Here is an 18277-nt window from a genome sequence, read left to right as displayed (position 1 = left end):
ATTCGAACTGTGGACCTACTGATTACAAGTCAGTTGCTCTACCAACTGAGCTATGTCGGCGACGTGGAATGAATTCTACAGTTTCTTTAAAAAAATACAAGCCAAAAAATGACCACTTAAATTTTTTCTATCAATTTTTAAATGTTTATGGGCTTGGGCTTTAGAAATAGCTTAAGACTTCAACACATAAATAAAAGAATCAACACGTTCGCCACTATTTAAAGTGACTTGAACAGGTACTCTTTCGTATTCTTCGCCTTCAAAATCATCCAGTAATTTCCAGTTTGCATTTAAATGTTCTGAGTTAAAAACAAAACCTTGAACTTGATTGGTACTATCATCAAGCACAATTCCCAGATAGCCTAAATCAGCTCCCCAACCTTGATTATGTAAGGTTCCGTTGACCCAACCTTCTGCCCATTGTCCGCCAATATTTTCAAGTATATGTGCATTAGGACGACCTGGGCCTAAAGTGCCATAAACAAATAAACTCGACATGTGATTTTCCTTTAATTTAAAAATTAATGAGCTTTTGCGTGTGGTGTATAAACGACTAAAAATATTCCAAGTAACGACAGTACAACGGTTAAGCCTACAATCGCACTCCAGCCGCCGTGTAACCAGAACCAGCCACCTGCTGAGCCAACAATACTCGAACCCATGTAGTAAAACAGCAAGTACAAGGAACTGGCATGGGCTTTGGCTTGTTTGCTTTCAGCACCCACTGCACTACTGGTGAGCGAGTGGGTAATAAAAAAACCTGTGGTAATAAATGCAATACCAATAATAATGCCGAAAAGAGAGCTGAGCAGGGTCATGAGGCTACCCACAATCATTAACGCAAAGCCGCTCATCATCATGGTTTTTTTACCGAAGCGGTCGGCTAATGTACCTGCCAATGATGAAGACACCATACCAAAGCTATACGACAAGAAAATAAGGCTAATTTGAGTCTGACTCAGTGAATAAGGTGCTCCGCTTAAACGGAAAGTGGCGTAGTTAAACAAGGTAACAAACACACTCGTGAGCAAGAAACCAATAGTAAACAGGCGTAGTAATTTTAAATTACTTAAATGGGTCCGCCACATTTGCAGATGAAAATTTAAATTCAAACCCTTTTTCTGTACAAAATTACGCGAAGCAGGAAGTAAATTCAAAAAGGCAATCGAGCAAATAAAACAGATTGCGCCAAGTAAGCCTAAAGCAGTTCGCCAAGAAAAATATTCAATTAAAATGCCCATGCCGACGCGGCCCATCATTCCACCAAAAGCCGTACCTGCAATATACAAACCCATAGTTTTACCCAAGTGTTCAGGTGCGATTTCTTCGGCAATCCAAGCCATCGTTACGGCTGGTACACCGCCAAGCAATAGACCTTCTAGTGCTCGTGCTATGAGTAAGCTGTGCCAGTTAGGTGTAAACATAGCCACAATATTAAGAATAGCTGCACACAGCATTGAGCTGAAGATCACGCCACGACGACCAATTGCCTGTGAAAACGCGCTTGATAGCACAATTGAAATCGCTAAAAAGGCAGTTGTTAAAGACAGTGCGAGAGAGCTACTCGCAGGGCTAATCTGGAAGCTTTGACTAAATGCGGGCAGGAGTGGCTGTACACAATAAATCAGAGAGAAACTGGCAAAGCCCACAAGGAATAAAGCAAATCCTGCGTGTTTATAGGCTTTAGTCCCCTTGTGAATCCATTCGCGGGAAAGTATAGAAGTTGCCTCAGTGCTTAAGGTACTGGGTGTAGATGAAGAGTTCATATCATGACCATGACAGAAAGAAAGTGCAGTGCTTGTGAGGCATGCTGCATCGAGAAAATTCGATAAATTAAAATTAGCAATTTAGATGGTATTTTTCTAATATATTTAACAATAGGTCATGATATGTTTTATATATAGCGATGGAACTCAGACATATACGCTACTTTCTAGCAGTAGCAGAAGAAAAAAACTTTACCAGAGCTGCGCATCGTTTAAACATGAGTCAGCCGCCTTTAAGCATGCAAATACGGGACTTAGAGGAAGAGCTAGGTGCAGATTTATTTATTCGTTCTCCGCATGGGGTGGAGCTGACTGAAGCTGGGCTTGCCTTTTTTAATGCGATTCAGCCTGTACAACAACGTGTAGAAGATGCAGCGAACTTGGTTAAACAGGTAGCAAATGGTGAAGTGGGCCAATTACGATTGGGTTTTACAGGCACCTCAATGTTGAATCCTCTCATTCCTAAATGCGTTCGTTATTTCCAGCAGCAATATCCTAAAGTTGATTTAAAACTTGAAGAAGCGAACACCTTGCTGCTCATCGATTTACTACTCGAAGACCGCTTAGATGTTGCGATTATAAGGTCACCACGCAATATTCCAGACAGTTTAATTATTCAAGAGTTATTAGCAGAGCCACTCATTGCTGCTTTGCCTTCGGAGTCTTTTAATTTAGATGATTCAACGCAAGAAATTGATTTAACGGCACTGCGAGAGCTTGATTTTATTGTCTCACCACCTTCCATTAGCGCAGGGCTTTTCGATGCGATTAAACAAGCCTGTCATGAGCGTGGTTTTGAACCAAAAATTGGACAAAATGCACCGCAAATTGTGTCAATTTTATCGTTAGTGTCTGCAAATTTAGGGGTGTCTTTGGTGCCAGAGTCGACCAAACAATTGCAAATACAGGGCGTGGCCTATCGCTCTTTGAAGGCACCAATACCTACGGTGGGTTTAGGGCTTGCTTATAAAAAGCATGCCCCTTCACAAATGGCAATTAATTTTGCCAGTGTGGTGCAAGATGTTCTTCATTTCAATTAAATATTATGAAAAGGAAGTTAAATTTTATTCACTATATAATTATTTATAGGTCTAAATTTATACAAAAAATATTTAATTTTGGTTGAAAAATAGGCTTATGAATGAAGTTTTTATCTATAAACCATAAAAATTATTATTCTATTGTTTTTAACAAAATTTATGAAAACTTAATAATATTAAATATTCAGTAAAATTGTAAAATTTTTATATTAGTTTTATTAATAAATTAATTGGTAATTTAAATTTATTCTTAATTGTAAATAATCAATCAATTGTTAGGGGGTTTTGTAATTTAAATTTAAGCAAAGGTTTACTATGAATTTTTATAATTTTAATTAATTTAATGAAAATAAAATTTTATTTTTATATCTATTTATTTTTCATCCTGTATTAAAAGATTAATATTAAATTAAACTGAATAATTATGTTTTTTGTGAGTGTTTTAATCAATTTTTAGGACATGGATTTACGTTAAAGCAAATGCTACACTTGTGATTGATTTAGAAAGCTTAATATAAATAAAATTTTATAATCAAGGAAAATAATCAGATTTTAACTAATAGATATATTTTATTGGTAGTTAAATGTTCGATAGTTATTTATTTTGATAGTTAAAATTAGAAATATATGAGTTGAAATTTTGATCTTATTTTTTATTAATGGTTTATATAAAATGATTGACTAATTTAAATTTTATGAAAATTTTTTTGTGTTAAATAAAAAGTTAACATCATCAAAAATAGGATTCACTACTATAGAAATTATTATTGGAGAAAAAGCTAAATGAAATAAGTGAAATTTATTTATAAAGTAATATTGAAAATTTAAATAAAGACTTAAAAATAAGTCTAATTTAAAAGTTTGTGAATGTATAAAGGAAATAAGGGTTTTTGTTGTGGTACAAATTTTAAATAATGATTTAATGTTAGCTGAGCAGATCGTAAAATTAATTTTTCATAAGCGACGTTTATTAGCAAATGACTCAGAGCAAGAGAACTTTCAAGAAGAAGCTTTTTTACATATTCAAAAAGTATTGAATTTTGTCAAAAATAAACAACCTATTCATATGATTTTACCTGCTTTTCCAGCTAAATCACCAAATAGGAAAAAAACTTTAGATATTTTCCCTGATAAAGGTGAGGAATTAGCTTTAGCAACATTGAATAAATTATGTGAAAAAATAAAAAATATTTATTCACCTGGAGCAAAGTTAACTATTTGTTCTGATGGGAGGGTTTTTGCTGAACTAGTACGAATCCCAGATGAGGCCATATCTTCTTATAAATATGATCTTATAGAGAGAGTGGGAAAACCTTATGCAGATAATATTGATTACTTTGATTTAGATGATGTTTTTCAAGATATACCAGAATATAGCACACTGCGTGAAGAGTTGATGGTTCAATATGGAGAGTCATTACTAAGCTTAAAACACCGATGTAAGCAAGAAAAACCAGCAGCTGAAATGTACCGCGGGATTTGTCGCTTTTTGACTGAGGATTTTTCTGGTCTTAATGAATTCAAAGGTTGGTCAAAAAACCAGATATTGAATGTAGCTCGTATGAATGCTTACCGAGTAATTCAAAGAAGTAATGCATGGACTAATTTATTGAAAGAGCAATTCCCAAATTCGGTTCGTCTTAGTATTCATCCACAACCTCGAGTTTCAGAAAAAATTGGAATATTTTTGATGGACTCGGATGACAATTGGCGTACTCCTTGGCATTCGGTCGTTATACAAGATGATGATGGATTTACTTTAGTTCCACGACATAAAGCCGAAGAAGAAAATGCTTTATTAATCTTTAAAAACGGAAAAGCTAGCCATTATTTGCGTAATAACCAACAAGAAATGTAAGTACATATGGTTTTATATTTAGAGATTTGAATAATGTTTAGTGTAAAAGATTTATCTCCATTTGGAGCATTAATAACGGCATCGGATGTTCATGACAATATTAATGAGATCGGTACCGAGGTTTTAAATAACTTGTTGTCTCAATATAAAGTTTTAGTATTTCGTGGATTTAAAGCGTTACCAGATCCACAATATATTAACTTTTGTGAGTCATTGGGCAATCTGATGTATTGGGAGTTTGGTGCTTTACTCAATGTAAAAATGGAACAAGATCCTAAAAACCATATTTTCTCAAAAGGCAGGGTTGAATTGCATTGGGATGGAGCTTTTGCGAAACAAACTCCAAGAATTAATGCTTTTCAGTGTACCGTATCCTCAGAAGATGGGCGAGGTGGGGAAACACTTTTTGTTGATACCACACGTATTTTGAAAGATATACCTTCTAGTCAATTAGAAGACTGGAAAAAAATTAAGCTATCTTATTCGACTGAAAAAAAAGCACATTATGGCGGCTCAATTGATGTAAACCTCATTGAAAACCATCCTCATAAAGGCCATTCAGTTATCCGGTTTATTGAAATCGAAAATGAAGATAATCAGGAAGTGAATCCTGTACAGCTCTCCATTAAAGATACAAATCATCAACCCGTAGAATCACAAGAAATTGTTCAGTCAATTACAGAGATTTTATATGACCCTAAATACATGTACCAACATCAGTGGGTCAGTGGCGATTACATGTTGATTGATAATAATTCGGTATTACATGGCCGTGCAAAAGTTGAGGGTAATGTGAATCGACATTTAAAACGTGTCCATATCTTGTAACTAATCGATAGAAAACAAATCGATGGAAAGTGTTAATGGATCAAGTGCTTCAGCTGAAGTTATTAGGACAGATTTTCCATTGAGTAAGTGGTGATTCTGCTTATCAGCAGAATCATTACCTAGATTGCTCAAAGGTTTTTAGCTCAAATGAAATCAGTAGGTGAAATTCTAGCCGGAATTATAATAGGACCTAGTATATAGGGACTCTTTTACCAAATGTATTTGTCTCATTTCTGAAGTAATGTGTAGTAAAAAAATTAAAAATTTCCGTATGGGAGTTGCAGAAATTGAAAACTCTGTACAATCAGGTGTAGAAATTTTCTTAGCGGCTTATCTTGTCTAACACTATTTTTTTCTTCTTATAAAATTTGAATAATGAGCTACTTCGAATTTACAAGTGACTCATCATCATTTTCCTCACTTTAGAAGTTTACAAACCATTAAAAAAGCACAAATAGTAAAATCTATTTGTGCTTTTAAGCTATAAATTTTTAGTTCTATCGAGCTAAATAAATTTAGCTTTTCACTCTAAACCAAGCAGCATAGAGTGCTGGGACAAAGAATAAAGTAAGTATCGTTGCTACTGCTAAACCACCCATAATCGCAATTGCCATTGGGCCCCATAATGTGGAAAGTGTAAGAGGAATCATTGCTAAAATTGCTGCTAAAGCTGTCAATAGAACAGGACGAGTACGACCTACAGTGGCTTGAATAATCGCTTGTTCTGGCGTTTGACCAGTAGAAATATTTCTATCTATCTGATCAACTAAAATAACCGAATTACGCATAATCATACCAGCTAGAGCAATTACTCCTAATGTGGCCACAAAACCGAATGGTGCACGAGTAATCAATAAGGCTAGGCTTACTCCGATCATGCCAAGTGGAGCTGTTAATACCACCATAAACATGCGACTGAAGCTTTGCAGTTGTAGCATCAAGAATATTGCCCAAAGTAGTAACATCACCGGCATAACAGATTGAATAGCTGCATCTGCTTTAGCACTTTCTTCAATAGTTCCTCCAGTTTCAATACTGTAGCCAATGGGTAACATTTTACGAAGATCATTTAGCATCGGTTCTATTTGCTTTGAGACATCTGGTGCTTGAGCACCAGACACGTCAGCACGGACGCTGAGAGTTGGTAAACGGTTACGTATCCAGATTCCTCCTTCTTCTAATACAGGTCTGAGTTCAGCGACTTGATCTAGAGGAATATTTTTTCCATTTGATGCACGAATCGTAATTTGGCCCATTTGAGCTGTATCAAGCCGATTATCTGCTTTCGCTCTTGCTACAACATCAATTAACTCTGTGCCTTCTCGTATCTGGGTAACTGTATAACCACTTAATAACATTTGTAAGGTACGTGAAATATCTTGCGAGCTTACTCCTAAACTACGGGCACGTTCCTGATTAATGATAAATCTGATGGCTTTACTACGTTCGTTCCATTGAAAATTGACATCACGTATATTTGGATGCTGACGCATAATGTCGCGAACCTCGGCAGCAATTTCACGAACTTTTTCAGGATCTTTACCACGGACCCTAAACTGTACAGGGTAACCAACAGTGGGACCTAGCTCTAAACGATAAACCCGTGTTCGAATATGAGGGAATTGCTGAATGAGACGATTATGTAGATCAGAAGTTAATTGACTCGCTTGTTCAATATCTTTTGGATAAACAATTAACTGTGCATAATTATTTTTAGGTGTTTCTGGATCAAGAGATAGATAAAAACGAGGAGAACCACTTCCTACATAAGCTGTGTAATCTCGAACCCGTTGATCACTGGAAAGTAATTTTTCAACCTGTTTCGTTGCGTTTAACGTTGCCGTGTAACTAGCACCTTCTTCGAGCTGTACATCAATTAGAATTTCTGCACGCGGTGAATCTGGAAAGAATTGTTTAGGAACGAATTGAAATGCAACTAAAGCGAGAACAAAGCTAAGAACAGTGGTCAGTAAAACCCATTTCCTTTTTTTGACGCACCATGCAATTTTACGACTAAACCATTGAGAAAGTTTATCTCTGTATGAATTTTTCGAGGAATGAGAATGATGTGGCTGTACTTTGGGAAGTAAAATTGTGCCTAAAAAAGGAGTAAACAGTACTGCTACAAACCAAGATACAATTAAAGAAATCCCAACCACCCAAAAAATTGATCCGGTAAACTCACTTGTTGAAGATAATGCAAAGCCAACTGGAACAAAGCCCGCCGCTGTAATTAAAGTACCTGTTAGCATAGGAAAAGCTGTATTACTCCATGCAAAACTCGCAGCTTTAAAACGGTCCAGACCTTCTTCCATTTTGACTTGCATCATTTCAACAGCAATAATCGCGTCATCGACTAACAAGCCCAAGGCAATAATAAGTGCACCTAAGGAGATTCTTTGTAAATTTATATCTAGGCGCCACATAAAGAAAAAGGTAATACCCAAAACTAGTGGAACAGATAAAGCAACCACAATCCCTGTCCGCACGCCTAAAGCAAATAAACTGACGGCAAGAACAATGCCTAAAGCTAGAATAAAGTGTCCGAGAAATTCATTAACTGAATGCTCAACGAGACTAGGTTGATCCACTACTTTTTCAATAAAAATACCTGCAGGTAAGTTTTCTTGTACCTCTTTAATACGTTGATCTAGATGTTTGCCCAAAGAAAGAATATCGCCTTTTTCTGTCATTGAAACAGCAAGACCAGTGACACGTTCACCATTTCGTCTCATAGACATTTGTGGGGGATCGATAAACCCTTTATCAATATGAGCAACATCCCCTAAATGAATATTGTGTGTTCCGACTTGAACTACGATATTTTTTAAGTCTTGTACGCTTTTTACATCTCCATCAACACGAGCATATATACGGGCATGAGGACCTTCAAAAGTTCCTGCTGGTTCGACTGCATTTTGTTTTTGTAATTCATTAACTAAGTCTAAGGGAGAAATACCCAGTTGAGCTAACTTGGCATAATTGAATTCAATATAAAAGCGAGGTTCTTGAACGCCTAATAGAATGACTTTGGAAACATCAGGAACCTGAAGTAAGTGGTCTCTTGTAGAAAGAAGAACCTGCTTCATTTGGACATCATCAAATCCATCAGCATGAAATGCGTAAATAGACCCAAAGGTATCTCCAAAGTCATCATTAAAAAATGGTCCTTGGATATCTTGAGGCAAATTTTGCCGTATGTCGTTTACTCGTTTACGTGCTTGATACCAACTTTCTTCAATTTGACTTTTACGTGTCCAGTCTTTCAGAACTAAAAAGATGGTTGCTTGTCCTGGGCGTACATAACTTTGTACATAATCATAATTAGGTACTTCTTGAAGTGTACGCTGAATTTTTTCAACAACCTGTTGTTCTAAATCTCGTGTAGTAGCGCCTGGCCAATTTACATCTATTGTCATGACCTTTATCGTTAAATTTGGATCTTCAGCGCGCCCTAATTTAAAATAAGCTACAGTACCTAAAAGAAGAGACAGTAGCATCGCGAAAATAATTAATGTTCGATGCTGGAGTCCCCAACTGGATAAGTTAAATCCTTTCACGGTAACCTCCCATCCCATGCTTTTACAGTCATCTTGCTATCGAGACGATGTACGCCAGCCGTAACAATTTGTTCACCCACCTGAATACCATTGGCAACCGTAATAGTTTCAGTATTGATTTTGCTAAGTTTAACTGGACGAAGCTGAAGATTTTTTGCACCGTGGGGTAATATCCAAACGGCTGTTTGTTGTCCTTTTTGGAAGAGGGCACCAATAGGTAAAATAATCTGTTGATCTACATTCTTATTTAAAAAATGGACTGTTGCTGTCATACCTAATTTAGCTGCAGCTGGTAAATTTGATATAGAGATTCGAACACGATAAGTACGACTATTTGGATCTGCAACAGTCGCTATTTCACGCACATGACCCGTAAAAGTATGGTCAGATAAGCTAAGTAATTTGATGCTGACCGGTTGGTCTATTTTGATTTCATTAATCTGACTTTCAGGAACATCTATCTGTACTTCATTTTCACCATTTTGAGCTAATTTAAATATAGGCGTGCCAGCTGACACAACCTGTCCACTTTCTGCTTGAACTTCCGCAATTGTTCCTACTGCTGGTGAACGTAAAGTCGTATAACTTAAATCGTTTTGTGCCCGATCAAGGCGACTTTGTGCTGCATTTACTTGTGCTTGAGTGTTTTGATATAAGTTTTCAAGACTATCGAGATCGGATCGTGAAATAGCGCCTATGTTAACCAGACTACGATTACGTTGAAGATCTCTTTGTAGTCTTGTGAGAGTGCTTTGTGCTTGATGCAATTCAGCAGTTGCTTCCTGAATACTAAGTCTAAACGGAGTATCGTCTAACTGGGCCAAGGCTTGATTTTTTGTAATAGAAGCTCCTGTATCTACTAGACGTTTAATGATACGACCTGCTACCCGAAAAGAAAGTTGGCTTTCAACTCTAGGTACAATATTTCCTGAAAAAGATAAATTAGAGAGCTCACTAGCAGGATGGGCTGTGGTGAGTTGAACAGCAATAACCTTTTCTGGCTCTTCGGTTTTATTACTACAACCAATTAGGGGGAGAATACTTACAAGAAATAAAATTATAAAAATCATGTAGATATTTGTTTCTAATGATTTTAATTGATTTTTAAACTCAATCGGAGGCATTTCGTAGATCCTTAAAGGGATTTTTAAATAACTAAAGTTTTCAGAGGAATATTTTTGTACTGGTTCGCAAAATATTTGAATTTTGTACTGTTTTGTATAAAATAGTCAATAAATTTTTTATGGAGATAGCAAATGGAAATTAAATCTCGAGGCAGACCGCGCTCTTATGACCCTGAGCAAGTATTAGAGCGGGCATTACATGCATTTTGGAAAGGTGGATTTTCAGGAACTTCTCTTGATACTTTGGCTTTGGCCACAGGTTTAAACCGACCAAGTCTTTATGCTGGCTTAGGAGATAAACGCACAATCTATATTAAAGCGATGCATTATTTCCAAAAATATGCCCAGACAGAATTTGGCAAAGCATTGGAACATAAAGATACGGATAGGTCGTTTGCCGATGTTATTTTGAGATATTTGCGAACAGCTCTCGAAGTAGATGGATATCATGAAGATATCGATTTGAGTGGATGTGCAGTTATATCAACAGCCATGGCTGATGCGTTGGCTGATAATGAAATCCAAGCTGTATTAAAAGAAGTTTTAACAGAAATGAATGAACAGCTTTATCAACGATTGAGCCTAGCTAAACAAAATCTAGAATTGCCTCATGATACGGATATTGATGCATTAGCTTTCTTAATGACTTCTGCCGCGCATAGTATTGGAATTCGTGCTAGGGCAGGTTTAGACTTACAGCAAATCGAAATATTGCTACTTTCTGTATCTAAAATTCTTTGCCCAACTTAAAGTAGAAATGTGTCTAAATTAAATAAAGCTCTCTAAGGTTTATCAATAATATTTTTAAAATTAGATAAATTGGGTTTTAAAGAGAGCTTAGATTTTGTTCCATTATCAAAATTAAATTTGCACTAGGCTTTAGGTGCTTTATTCATTAAAAAGATGCCTGAAATAATAAAAATCGCGCCATATAAAAACGACAAAGTTGGCTGTTCATGAATGAAAACCCATGCCATAAGCGCTGCAAAAATAGGTTCAGAAAGCTCGGTCACTTGTACCTTTGCGGCACTCATATAAGACAACGCTTTAGTAGTACAGAAAAAGCCGAGTATGGTTGGCAGAACAGCTAAACCAATCAAACCTAAAACAATGTCAGTATTAAAATGAATACTATGCAAGTTTATTAAAAACGGAACGGCAAGATAAACGCTGCCAAATAGCAATAAATACTTGGTAAGAAACAGCCCGCCGTTTAATTTGAACCTTTTAACTAAAACTGAAAATAGGCCATAGCCAGTACCAGCAATTGAGGCATTGATCAGCATTAATAAACTATTTTCACCTTTCCACGAAATGATACTAATACCAGCAACTGCCAATAATGTTCCTACAAGAGAATGCAAGTAGATGCTTTCTTTTAAAATGAACCGACCAAAAAATAGGGCAGAAATAGCAGCCGAAGCCATAAGTACCACCACCACATTGGCCGCAGCACCATGGTTGTAGGCAATAGTTTCGAAAAAGAATAGTGAAAAAATCCCTAAAAAGGCACATATCGCAATTTGGAAAAAAACGCTGAGCTTACTTGGCGTGCTGCTAATAAAAGCAATTTTTTGACTAAGAGGGACTTTAAATAAAAACACACTTAAGAAGAAAAAGGCGATAATTGTTTTTAAAAAGGCAATGTCTTGTGGGTTTAAACCACTGTGCATAAGTAATTTACTGATCACACCAATAGAGGCATTGAGTGCAGCAGCACAGAGTGCAAATAGCGTTCCAATAACTAGATTATTCACTCTTATAATTCTTCCTGAGTTTTATGCATGCAGTCTACATTATTTTTTTGAGGAATATTCAACTAAAATAATTAGTTAGTGCTTAATATTTTTAACGAATTATTTTGAATTTTTTAATAAATCTTTATTAACGACTAAAGACGTTCTAATAGACTTTTGTTTCAAATAATTGTGATTTATAGAGCTAACTCATATTATATAATTATTTAATTATTAAAGAATTTTAAAAATGATTAAATCTATTATTTCAGGTTGCGCGGTTCTTACACTTTCAGCTTTGGCGGTCACGCATGCAGAGTTTTCTTTTGAACAAGAGCTACAGCAAGGTTGTAATAAAGTGAAGCAATACGCGAGCTTAGGTAAGAAAAACTACGACCAAAAACAATATAAAAAAGCGCTCGAAAACTTCCAAAGCCAAGCCTCTTGGACTGCATTTTGTAAGGCTAATGCAGATGAAACCACAGTTAAATTTACTGACCGTGATATTGAAGTTGCCAACAATAATGTGGGCTTAGCATATGCCAAATTGGATCAGCCACTTTGGGCGAGAGCATGGTTTATGCTCGATGAAAAATCAAAATCGAGCCAGTTTAATCTTAAGCAGTTGCCTACACCTAAAGCCTCAAATGATTTGTCAGGTGAATATGTGCGTTACTCAGGCTTTGGTGAGTGGGACCACATCACGGTAAGCCGTGAGAAGGGCCAATATGCAATCAGCTATGCTGGTTTATATATGGGACTTAGAAGCTTAATTTACGGCCCGAACATGGGTGAGTTTGGCACTACAATGCCGAGTGGTAAAAAGCAAATCGTCTATAAAGATCAAGATTGTCGCATTCAACTCGACTTTAAAACCAACGCGAAATTAGGAAATTATATTCAAGCCAAACAAAGCGAAGGTGAGTCGGGCTGTGGTTTTGGACATAATGTTTATGCAGATGGTACATATTTAAAAGTTGAGTCTGGGAAATAAACCTAAAAATAGGGAATTGAATGATGAAAAACATATTTGCACGTTTACTACTTCTTTCGACGGTTATTTTGTCTGCTCAGGTATATGCAGATGTAGCAAATACATCATGCAAAGAAGTGAAATTCCAAAAATCTGATGAGGCGTGGAGTGGGCACTATTATTTAAATGGCGTGATGGAAGTCGGTTCAGAGCTTTTACTTCAGCCAGACGGTAAATTTAAATGGATGCTCGCTGTGGGTGCTTTAGATCAATATGCCGAAGGTACATGGTGGAAAAACGGTGACTGTATTGGTTTAAAACCAGACTCTAAATTTAAAAAGAATTTAAGTATTTTCCCTGAAAGCTTAACGATTTCAGATAAATCTTTAGATGCGATTTGGGAAGGCGGACGCCAACAAGGCACATATAGCAAAGACTAAACTAAAAAGTCCGATACAGAGTCGGACTTTTTTATAGCTTAAATTTTAGTGATTGACCGCAGCAAGTTGCTGAGCGTTATAGCGTGCGCCCATGTTTGGGTATCTCGCGATAATCGCTTGAATTTCTGCCAAGTCTGCTGTTGTTAAATGAAGGTCTACAGCACCCGCATTCTCCACAAGTCGCTCGATTTTACGCGTACCCGGAATTGGAATAATGTCTTCACCTTGCGCCAAAATCCAAGCCAAAGCCAGTTGAGCCGCTGTCGCATTTTTGCTTTGAGCAAAGTCGCTAAATGCTTGCGCCAAGCTTTGGTTATTTTTCCAATTGTCGCCTTGATAGCGTGGTAACTGACGACGGAAATCACTTTCGTCTAGGCTGCTCACATCAAGCGTATTGGTGATTAAACCACGCGATAGCGGTGAATACGGCACAAGGCTAATACCTAACTCGCGAATAGTTTGAAAGTGTGTATCTTCCAGCTCACGAGTAAGCAATGAATATTCATGTTGAACCGCGGCAATCGGGTGAATCGCATGCGCTTTACGAATGGTTTCAGCCGAAGCTTCACTGAGTCCTAAATAACGAACTTTACCTTGTTTCACTAAGTCCGCCATTGCGCCAATGGTGTCTTCAACTGGAATGTTTGGGTCAATACGATGCGCATAATACAAATCAATCACGTCTGTATTTAAGCGTTTTAAACTGTTTTCGACCGCAACTCTAATCCACTCTGGAGAACCGTCGATATAAGACTCTAAAGAGTTTTGTGGGTTAAGGTTGTCTTCTTTATAGCGAAAGCCAAATTTGGTCGCCAAAAACACTTTGTCGCGATGTTTTTCTAAAACTTTTGAGAGCAAAACTTCGTTTGCACCGTTGCCGTACATGTCGGCGGTATCCCAAAAGTTAATGCCGAGGTCTAATGCCTTTTCTAGAGTGGCAATGCTTTGTGTGTCGTCTGAGGCACCATAGGCAAAGCTCATTCCCATGCAACCTAAACCAAGTGCTGATACTTTTTCGCCTGTTTGTCCTAAAGTTCTATATTTCATTTTTCACACTCTTTTTGCAAAATCACTTGAGTAGAAAAACTATAAAATGCTTTGGCTCAAACTGACGTATAACATTCAAACCAATAATTATAAAATTCAAACAATCTGTTTTTAGGCTACACAGTCTTCGCGGAACTTTTTAGGTGAAAAGCCAGTATTTTTCTTAAAGAAGTTGGTGAAATACCCTGAGTATTCAAAGCCTAAGCTATAGGCAATTTCGGAAATATTCCAACTGGTGTGTTGTAGCAGCGCTTTGGCTTCTTGCGTAATGCGCGAACTAATATGCTCAGAGGTGGTTTTGCCTGTGGCTTCTTTGACAGCGCGGTTTAAGTGGTTCACATGCACAGACAGGCCATAGGCATAGTCATTTGCCGTTTTGAGTTTAAGCTGAAAATGAGGCGAGTCGATCGGGAACTGGCGCTCTAATAATTCAAAGAACAAATGGCAAATCCGAACCGCAGCATTACTATGTTTTTCAAACTGTTGGGTCGGTTGCATTTTCATGGCTTCATGCACAATCAGATGCAAATAGTTTCTTAAAACGTTGTATTTATGAATATAGTCTGAATTTATTTCAGTCATCATCTTTTTGAAAATAAATGAAATTTCTTGAACTTGTTGGTCGTTTAAAAAATATAGCGGGTCGCCGTCGACTTTAAACAGCGGCGAGTCTTTTAAAAAGCTTTGTCTCGATTCTTGGTTTACAAACTCTTCGGTAAATAGGCAAAACCAGCCTGCTTGTTCGGGCGAATTAATTTCCCATGCATAGGGAACCATTGGGTTTGAAAACAGTAAAGCAGGGCGGTCGACTCGTATCCAGCGGTTGGCGTAGTGAAGTTCACCTGTGCCTAAAACCAGTGAAATTTTATAATAATCGCGGCGGCTATAAGGCGTGAGAAAAGAGCAGGCATCACGTTGGAACACGTTAAAATGTCCAAACGAAGTCGATGGAACCGAGTAATCGCTATCTCTGGTTAAAGAAAAGCGGCGATAAAAATCATGTATGGTTTCCATGTCTTTGCCTGCATGCGTTATCAATTTATTTAAAGTTATAAAATTCAAACTTTATTTACTGTAGCTTTTATTTATAGCGCGATCAATCTGTTCATTTAAACAGTTTTGAAAATGAATAATTTTTTATAAATACTCTGGGTAAGCAATGTAAGAGGACTCTACACATTCGAAGCCCATTTGGCGGTAAAGCGTAACCGCTGGGGTGTTATCAACGTCGACAATTAAGTGGGCAATCCGTCCAGTTGCAACAATCCGATTAACTGCAAATTTTAAGATGCGTTCGGCAAAACCTTTTCGGCGATAAGCAGGGAAGGTATATGTGCCGCCAATAGAAACGAGTCGATCGGTTTCTATGCCTAAACGCACTATCGAAATGATTTGTTGATCTGCTTCAAGCACAATAATTTTTTCTTGTTGAATTAGAGATGCCCAGTCAGGTGTTTCATTTACTGAGCGCTCTTTATTGTATTGATGCTGATATTCGTTAAGGCGGGCAATGTCCGAGAGTTCAGCCAAGCGACCTTGAGCTTCAGAAAATTGGCGTGAGCAAACCATGATCCATTGATCATATTCTCTTAAAATGCGTCCTTTTTGTTTTATCTCGGCATGTAATAAGTCTCGCCCGATTGCGGTCGTTACAATCCGACGCGGTTGAAGCTCTAAAATTGATGTACAGAGCAATGCCCCAGATGATGCCTCTGATGGAACCCAAAAACAGGTGCCCCCAGCAAGAATGACCGCGACTCCTAATAGTTGCTCGGCGTTTTGTGAGTCATACAAACGTAAGAGTTGCCACTCGGTATTAGTAGTTTGTGTTTGATCAAGAAAGGCCATTGCCCCAATAGAATAATAAAATCGATCATCAAGCCATTGGAAGATGAGTTGGTATTCTTCTGAACTGGTGGGAGGTCCCTTTATTATCATTATTAATTACCTATTCAAATGATGAACTCAATCATAATTCACTATCCTACATTTTTATTATTATCATGATATCGTTAAATTTAAGTTGAATGACTGTTTAGTTTAAATATCTAATTGAATAAACAACAATAATTATTTAACCAATTTCTATTCAACCTTACATTGACACTCCAAAACACGCGGATTATCCTTTGCCTGCTGGCCTACATTGCCAGCCGGTTTTAGCAGACCGCGGTACAGTGCATCAGATTTAATCCTTCTGAGGATAGAGTCTGCTTGTATTCCACTCGTCTCCCTGACGTTACGTTATGGTAGGGCGGAGGGGGGACACCTTCGGGTGTGCTGGTTCTGTACCCAGTCTGCTAACCCCCTTTCGTTCTGCCACCATCTTTTAGCAGAGATTGGCAGAATCCTTATTTGTACAGGAATCCGTCATATGCGTACTATTTCATCTCTCTCATTGGCAACCATTGCCAAAATCTTTGACTCGATACCCAACTGGTCTTTAAAACGGTTTAACCGACTCTAGGTTTTAAGCCATAGGTCATTACGACTAAAAAATCATAGCAACAATAAAACCTGAGATAGGCGAGCACACCATTTTTTGTGTGGCTTTTGCATGCCTGTTTTTAACGCTCAATTTAAGAGTGACGGCATTTCTATCTCTTTTACATACAACAAAAAATTATTTTAAACGGTATAAAAATGCCAAATTTAGAAGCTTCATTTAGAGCATTAAGCGTGCTCCACGCAGCAAAAAATTTATTTAAACAACATGGGTTTTACATTGGGATAGATCGAATTATTGAGGAAGCCAAAATCCCCAAAGCTACTTTTTATAACTATTTTCACTCCAAAGAAAGGCTCATTCAGATGAGCTTAACTTTTCAAATAGATGCATTAAAACATGAGGTGTTTTCAATTATTCATTCGTACCGTGAACTCATGGCATTCGATAAACTCAAGAAAATTTACCTCTTACATGCAAACTTAGACGGCTTTTATCGGTTGCCATTTAAAGCTATTTTTGAAATTGAAAAGATCTATCCAACAGCTTATAAACTCGTGATTGACTATCGAAACTGGTTCATTAAAGAAATTCATAAATTCCTTTTAACTGTAAAAGCGACTGCTACAGTTGAAGATGCACACATGTTTTTATTTGTGATTGATGGAGCCATGGTTCAGCTTTTAGGGGCCAATAACACAGATGAAAGGGATGCATTACTCGACTATTTTTTAAGTCGAGTTTAATGGGGTGAAGCCCGACGGGAGTTGGGCTTTTTAAAGTTTATTTATTTTATTACTCTGTGTACTAGAGTAATTATTGAAATATTCTCCAAAAAAATATTCATCTTTAGTTTGAAAAAAGAAGTTAAATTCTTTACTCATCATAGAATCATGTTGCGCTTGTTTATGAAAAATAGGAGATATTTGGTTTAAATAGTAATAGATACAGTCAGTCGTATTATTAAATACATTTAATGGTTTTAATTTGGAATATAAATCTGTTAGTGCATTAATAATAGGTCGAATATCTGGATTAAATGTCCATAGTAAAATTTCATTTTCCTCACATCTAATTACTTCATATTCTTCTAGATTTTTGGGTTGAATCGAGTAAAGTTGTGCTCCACTTTCACTATAAGTTGAATATAGTAATTTTGTGATTTCTAACTGAGAATGTGTGATTTCTTGTTCACGTATTAGCTTAGATGTCTTCAATAAATTTGGTAGTTCATGAATGTTATCTTTCGTAAATTTATTAAAAGAATGCATAACATTTTGGATAAGGTTTAATTCACCAGTTCCTGTAATAATACCGTTTTCCCACGGAAAGAGCTTTTGAATACCATCTTGATATAAATATGAGCCATTATCCTGATGAGGCACAGCACTACGAGTATCTGCTGCAATAGCAATACTATCCTCAAGTTGAATAGCAAGAATAAAGGTCATAATATTAA

16 protein-coding genes are annotated in these 18277 nt (G+C 36.9%); 7 read left to right on the top strand and 9 right to left on the bottom strand.

The window, feature by feature from the left end; translation table 11 throughout:
• Positions 1 to 171: 171 nt before the first annotated feature.
• Together ODQ17_RS15935 and sxtP are read right to left on the bottom strand one after the other, a co-directional pair.
• Complete coding sequence (locus ODQ17_RS15935) at positions 172 to 498, bottom strand: gamma-glutamylcyclotransferase family protein (protein ID WP_322904953.1); 327 nt, start codon at positions 496 to 498, stop codon at positions 172 to 174.
• Positions 499 to 521: 23 nt separating this feature from the next.
• The gene (gene sxtP / locus ODQ17_RS15930) at positions 522 to 1766 is read right to left on the bottom strand and encodes a multidrug efflux MFS transporter SxtP (protein ID WP_322904952.1); all 1245 of its coding nucleotides are present in this window, start codon (positions 1764 to 1766) and stop codon (positions 522 to 524) included.
• Positions 1767 to 1906: 140 nt separating this feature from the next.
• On the opposite strand from sxtP, the gene sxtR reads away from it, so the two are divergent.
• The 3 genes from sxtR (at position 1907) to ODQ17_RS15915 (ending at position 5492) form a co-directional block, all read left to right on the top strand.
• Entirely contained in the window at positions 1907 to 2806 is a 900-nt protein-coding gene (gene sxtR / locus ODQ17_RS15925; protein WP_322904951.1) for a multidrug efflux pump transcriptional activator SxtR, read from the top strand.
• 895 nt (positions 2807 to 3701) lie between these two features.
• On the top strand, positions 3702 to 4664 hold the full coding sequence (locus tag ODQ17_RS15920) for an isocyanide synthase family protein (protein WP_267531304.1): 963 nt from the start codon (positions 3702 to 3704) through the stop codon (positions 4662 to 4664).
• Between the two features lie 33 nt (positions 4665 to 4697).
• On the top strand, positions 4698 to 5492 hold the full coding sequence (locus ODQ17_RS15915; RefSeq protein ID WP_151963798.1) for a TauD/TfdA family dioxygenase: 795 nt from the start codon (positions 4698 to 4700) through the stop codon (positions 5490 to 5492).
• Between the two features lie 515 nt (positions 5493 to 6007).
• On the opposite strand, the gene ODQ17_RS15910 is transcribed toward ODQ17_RS15915, so the two are convergent.
• Together ODQ17_RS15910 and ODQ17_RS15905 are read right to left on the bottom strand one after the other, a co-directional pair.
• Positions 6008 to 9052, bottom strand: a complete 3045-nt coding sequence (locus ODQ17_RS15910; RefSeq protein ID WP_322904950.1) for an efflux RND transporter permease subunit — start codon at positions 9050 to 9052, stop codon at positions 6008 to 6010.
• A complete protein-coding gene (locus ODQ17_RS15905) occupies positions 9049 to 10176 on the bottom strand; it encodes an efflux RND transporter periplasmic adaptor subunit (protein WP_322904949.1) in 1128 nt (375 codons plus the stop codon). The genes ODQ17_RS15910 and ODQ17_RS15905 overlap by 4 nt, the downstream gene beginning before the upstream one ends.
• A gap of 132 nt (positions 10177 to 10308) precedes the next feature.
• Here ODQ17_RS15905 and ODQ17_RS15900 point away from each other — a divergent pair, with 132 nt between their 5' ends.
• On the top strand, positions 10309 to 10926 hold the full coding sequence (locus tag ODQ17_RS15900) for a TetR/AcrR family transcriptional regulator (protein WP_013196638.1): 618 nt from the start codon (positions 10309 to 10311) through the stop codon (positions 10924 to 10926).
• 122 nt (positions 10927 to 11048) lie between these two features.
• Here ODQ17_RS15900 and ODQ17_RS15895 read toward each other — a convergent pair whose 3' ends face one another.
• Positions 11049 to 11933: a DMT family transporter gene (locus ODQ17_RS15895; RefSeq protein ID WP_322904948.1), complete on the bottom strand. Its 885-nt coding sequence runs from the start codon at positions 11931 to 11933 to the stop codon at positions 11049 to 11051.
• Between the two features lie 229 nt (positions 11934 to 12162).
• Between ODQ17_RS15895 and ODQ17_RS15890 the strand changes: the two genes are divergently transcribed.
• Positions 12163 to 12906 (top strand): hypothetical protein, encoded by a 744-nt coding sequence (locus ODQ17_RS15890; RefSeq protein ID WP_322904947.1) that lies wholly within the window; start codon positions 12163 to 12165, stop codon positions 12904 to 12906.
• Between the two features lie 23 nt (positions 12907 to 12929).
• Positions 12930 to 13325 carry a hypothetical protein gene (locus ODQ17_RS15885; RefSeq protein ID WP_322904955.1) on the top strand — a complete coding sequence of 132 codons (396 nt, stop codon included), beginning with the start codon at positions 12930 to 12932 and terminating at the stop codon, positions 13323 to 13325.
• Positions 13326 to 13370: 45 nt separating this feature from the next.
• On the opposite strand, the gene ODQ17_RS15880 is transcribed toward ODQ17_RS15885, so the two are convergent.
• The 3 genes from ODQ17_RS15880 to ODQ17_RS15870 form a co-directional block, all read right to left on the bottom strand.
• Positions 13371 to 14372, bottom strand: a complete 1002-nt coding sequence (locus tag ODQ17_RS15880; protein WP_322904946.1) for an aldo/keto reductase — start codon at positions 14370 to 14372, stop codon at positions 13371 to 13373.
• A gap of 111 nt (positions 14373 to 14483) precedes the next feature.
• On the bottom strand, positions 14484 to 15386 hold the full coding sequence (locus ODQ17_RS15875; protein WP_322904945.1) for a helix-turn-helix domain-containing protein: 903 nt from the start codon (positions 15384 to 15386) through the stop codon (positions 14484 to 14486).
• 123 nt (positions 15387 to 15509) lie between these two features.
• Positions 15510 to 16310 (bottom strand): GNAT family N-acetyltransferase, encoded by an 801-nt coding sequence (locus ODQ17_RS15870; protein WP_322904944.1) that lies wholly within the window; start codon positions 16308 to 16310, stop codon positions 15510 to 15512.
• Positions 16311 to 17015: 705 nt separating this feature from the next.
• Here ODQ17_RS15870 and ODQ17_RS15865 point away from each other — a divergent pair.
• Entirely contained in the window at positions 17016 to 17564 is a 549-nt protein-coding gene (locus ODQ17_RS15865; protein ID WP_322904943.1) for a TetR/AcrR family transcriptional regulator, read from the top strand.
• A 30-nt stretch (positions 17565 to 17594) separates the two neighbouring features.
• On the opposite strand, the gene ODQ17_RS15860 is transcribed toward ODQ17_RS15865, so the two are convergent.
• On the bottom strand, positions 17595 to 18269 hold the full coding sequence (locus ODQ17_RS15860; protein ID WP_322904942.1) for a hypothetical protein: 675 nt from the start codon (positions 18267 to 18269) through the stop codon (positions 17595 to 17597).
• Positions 18270 to 18277: the final 8 nt, after the last annotated feature.

It is taken from the genome of Acinetobacter sp. IRS14 (assembly GCF_034650275.1).
Classification (GTDB): Bacteria; Pseudomonadota; Gammaproteobacteria; order Pseudomonadales; family Moraxellaceae; genus Acinetobacter; species Acinetobacter oleivorans.
This window is presented reverse-complemented; position numbering and strand designations above follow the sequence as displayed.

What these genes read in the sequence shown, in the direction of transcription:
- sxtR (WP_322904951.1), top strand. Translation starts at nt 1,907, where the DNA reads ATGGAACTCAGACATATACGCTACTTTCTAGCAGTAGCAGAAGAAAAA.
- ODQ17_RS15900 (WP_013196638.1), top strand. Translation starts at nt 10,309, where the DNA reads ATGGAAATTAAATCTCGAGGCAGACCGCGCTCTTATGACCCTGAGCAA.
- ODQ17_RS15935 (WP_322904953.1), bottom strand. Translation starts at nt 498, where the DNA reads ATGTCGAGTTTATTTGTTTATGGCACTTTAGGCCCAGGTCGTCCTAAT.
- ODQ17_RS15870 (WP_322904944.1), bottom strand. Translation starts at nt 16,310, where the DNA reads ATGATAATAAAGGGACCTCCCACCAGTTCAGAAGAATACCAACTCATC.
- ODQ17_RS15865 (WP_322904943.1), top strand. Translation starts at nt 17,016, where the DNA reads ATGCCAAATTTAGAAGCTTCATTTAGAGCATTAAGCGTGCTCCACGCA.
- ODQ17_RS15885 (WP_322904955.1), top strand. Translation starts at nt 12,930, where the DNA reads ATGAAAAACATATTTGCACGTTTACTACTTCTTTCGACGGTTATTTTG.
- sxtP (WP_322904952.1), bottom strand. Translation starts at nt 1,766, where the DNA reads ATGAACTCTTCATCTACACCCAGTACCTTAAGCACTGAGGCAACTTCT.
- ODQ17_RS15890 (WP_322904947.1), top strand. Translation starts at nt 12,163, where the DNA reads ATGATTAAATCTATTATTTCAGGTTGCGCGGTTCTTACACTTTCAGCT.
- ODQ17_RS15880 (WP_322904946.1), bottom strand. Translation starts at nt 14,372, where the DNA reads ATGAAATATAGAACTTTAGGACAAACAGGCGAAAAAGTATCAGCACTT.
- ODQ17_RS15875 (WP_322904945.1), bottom strand. Translation starts at nt 15,386, where the DNA reads ATGGAAACCATACATGATTTTTATCGCCGCTTTTCTTTAACCAGAGAT.
- ODQ17_RS15860 (WP_322904942.1), bottom strand. Translation starts at nt 18,269, where the DNA reads ATGACCTTTATTCTTGCTATTCAACTTGAGGATAGTATTGCTATTGCA.
- ODQ17_RS15905 (WP_322904949.1), bottom strand. Translation starts at nt 10,176, where the DNA reads ATGCCTCCGATTGAGTTTAAAAATCAATTAAAATCATTAGAAACAAAT.
- ODQ17_RS15915 (WP_151963798.1), top strand. Translation starts at nt 4,698, where the DNA reads ATGTTTAGTGTAAAAGATTTATCTCCATTTGGAGCATTAATAACGGCA.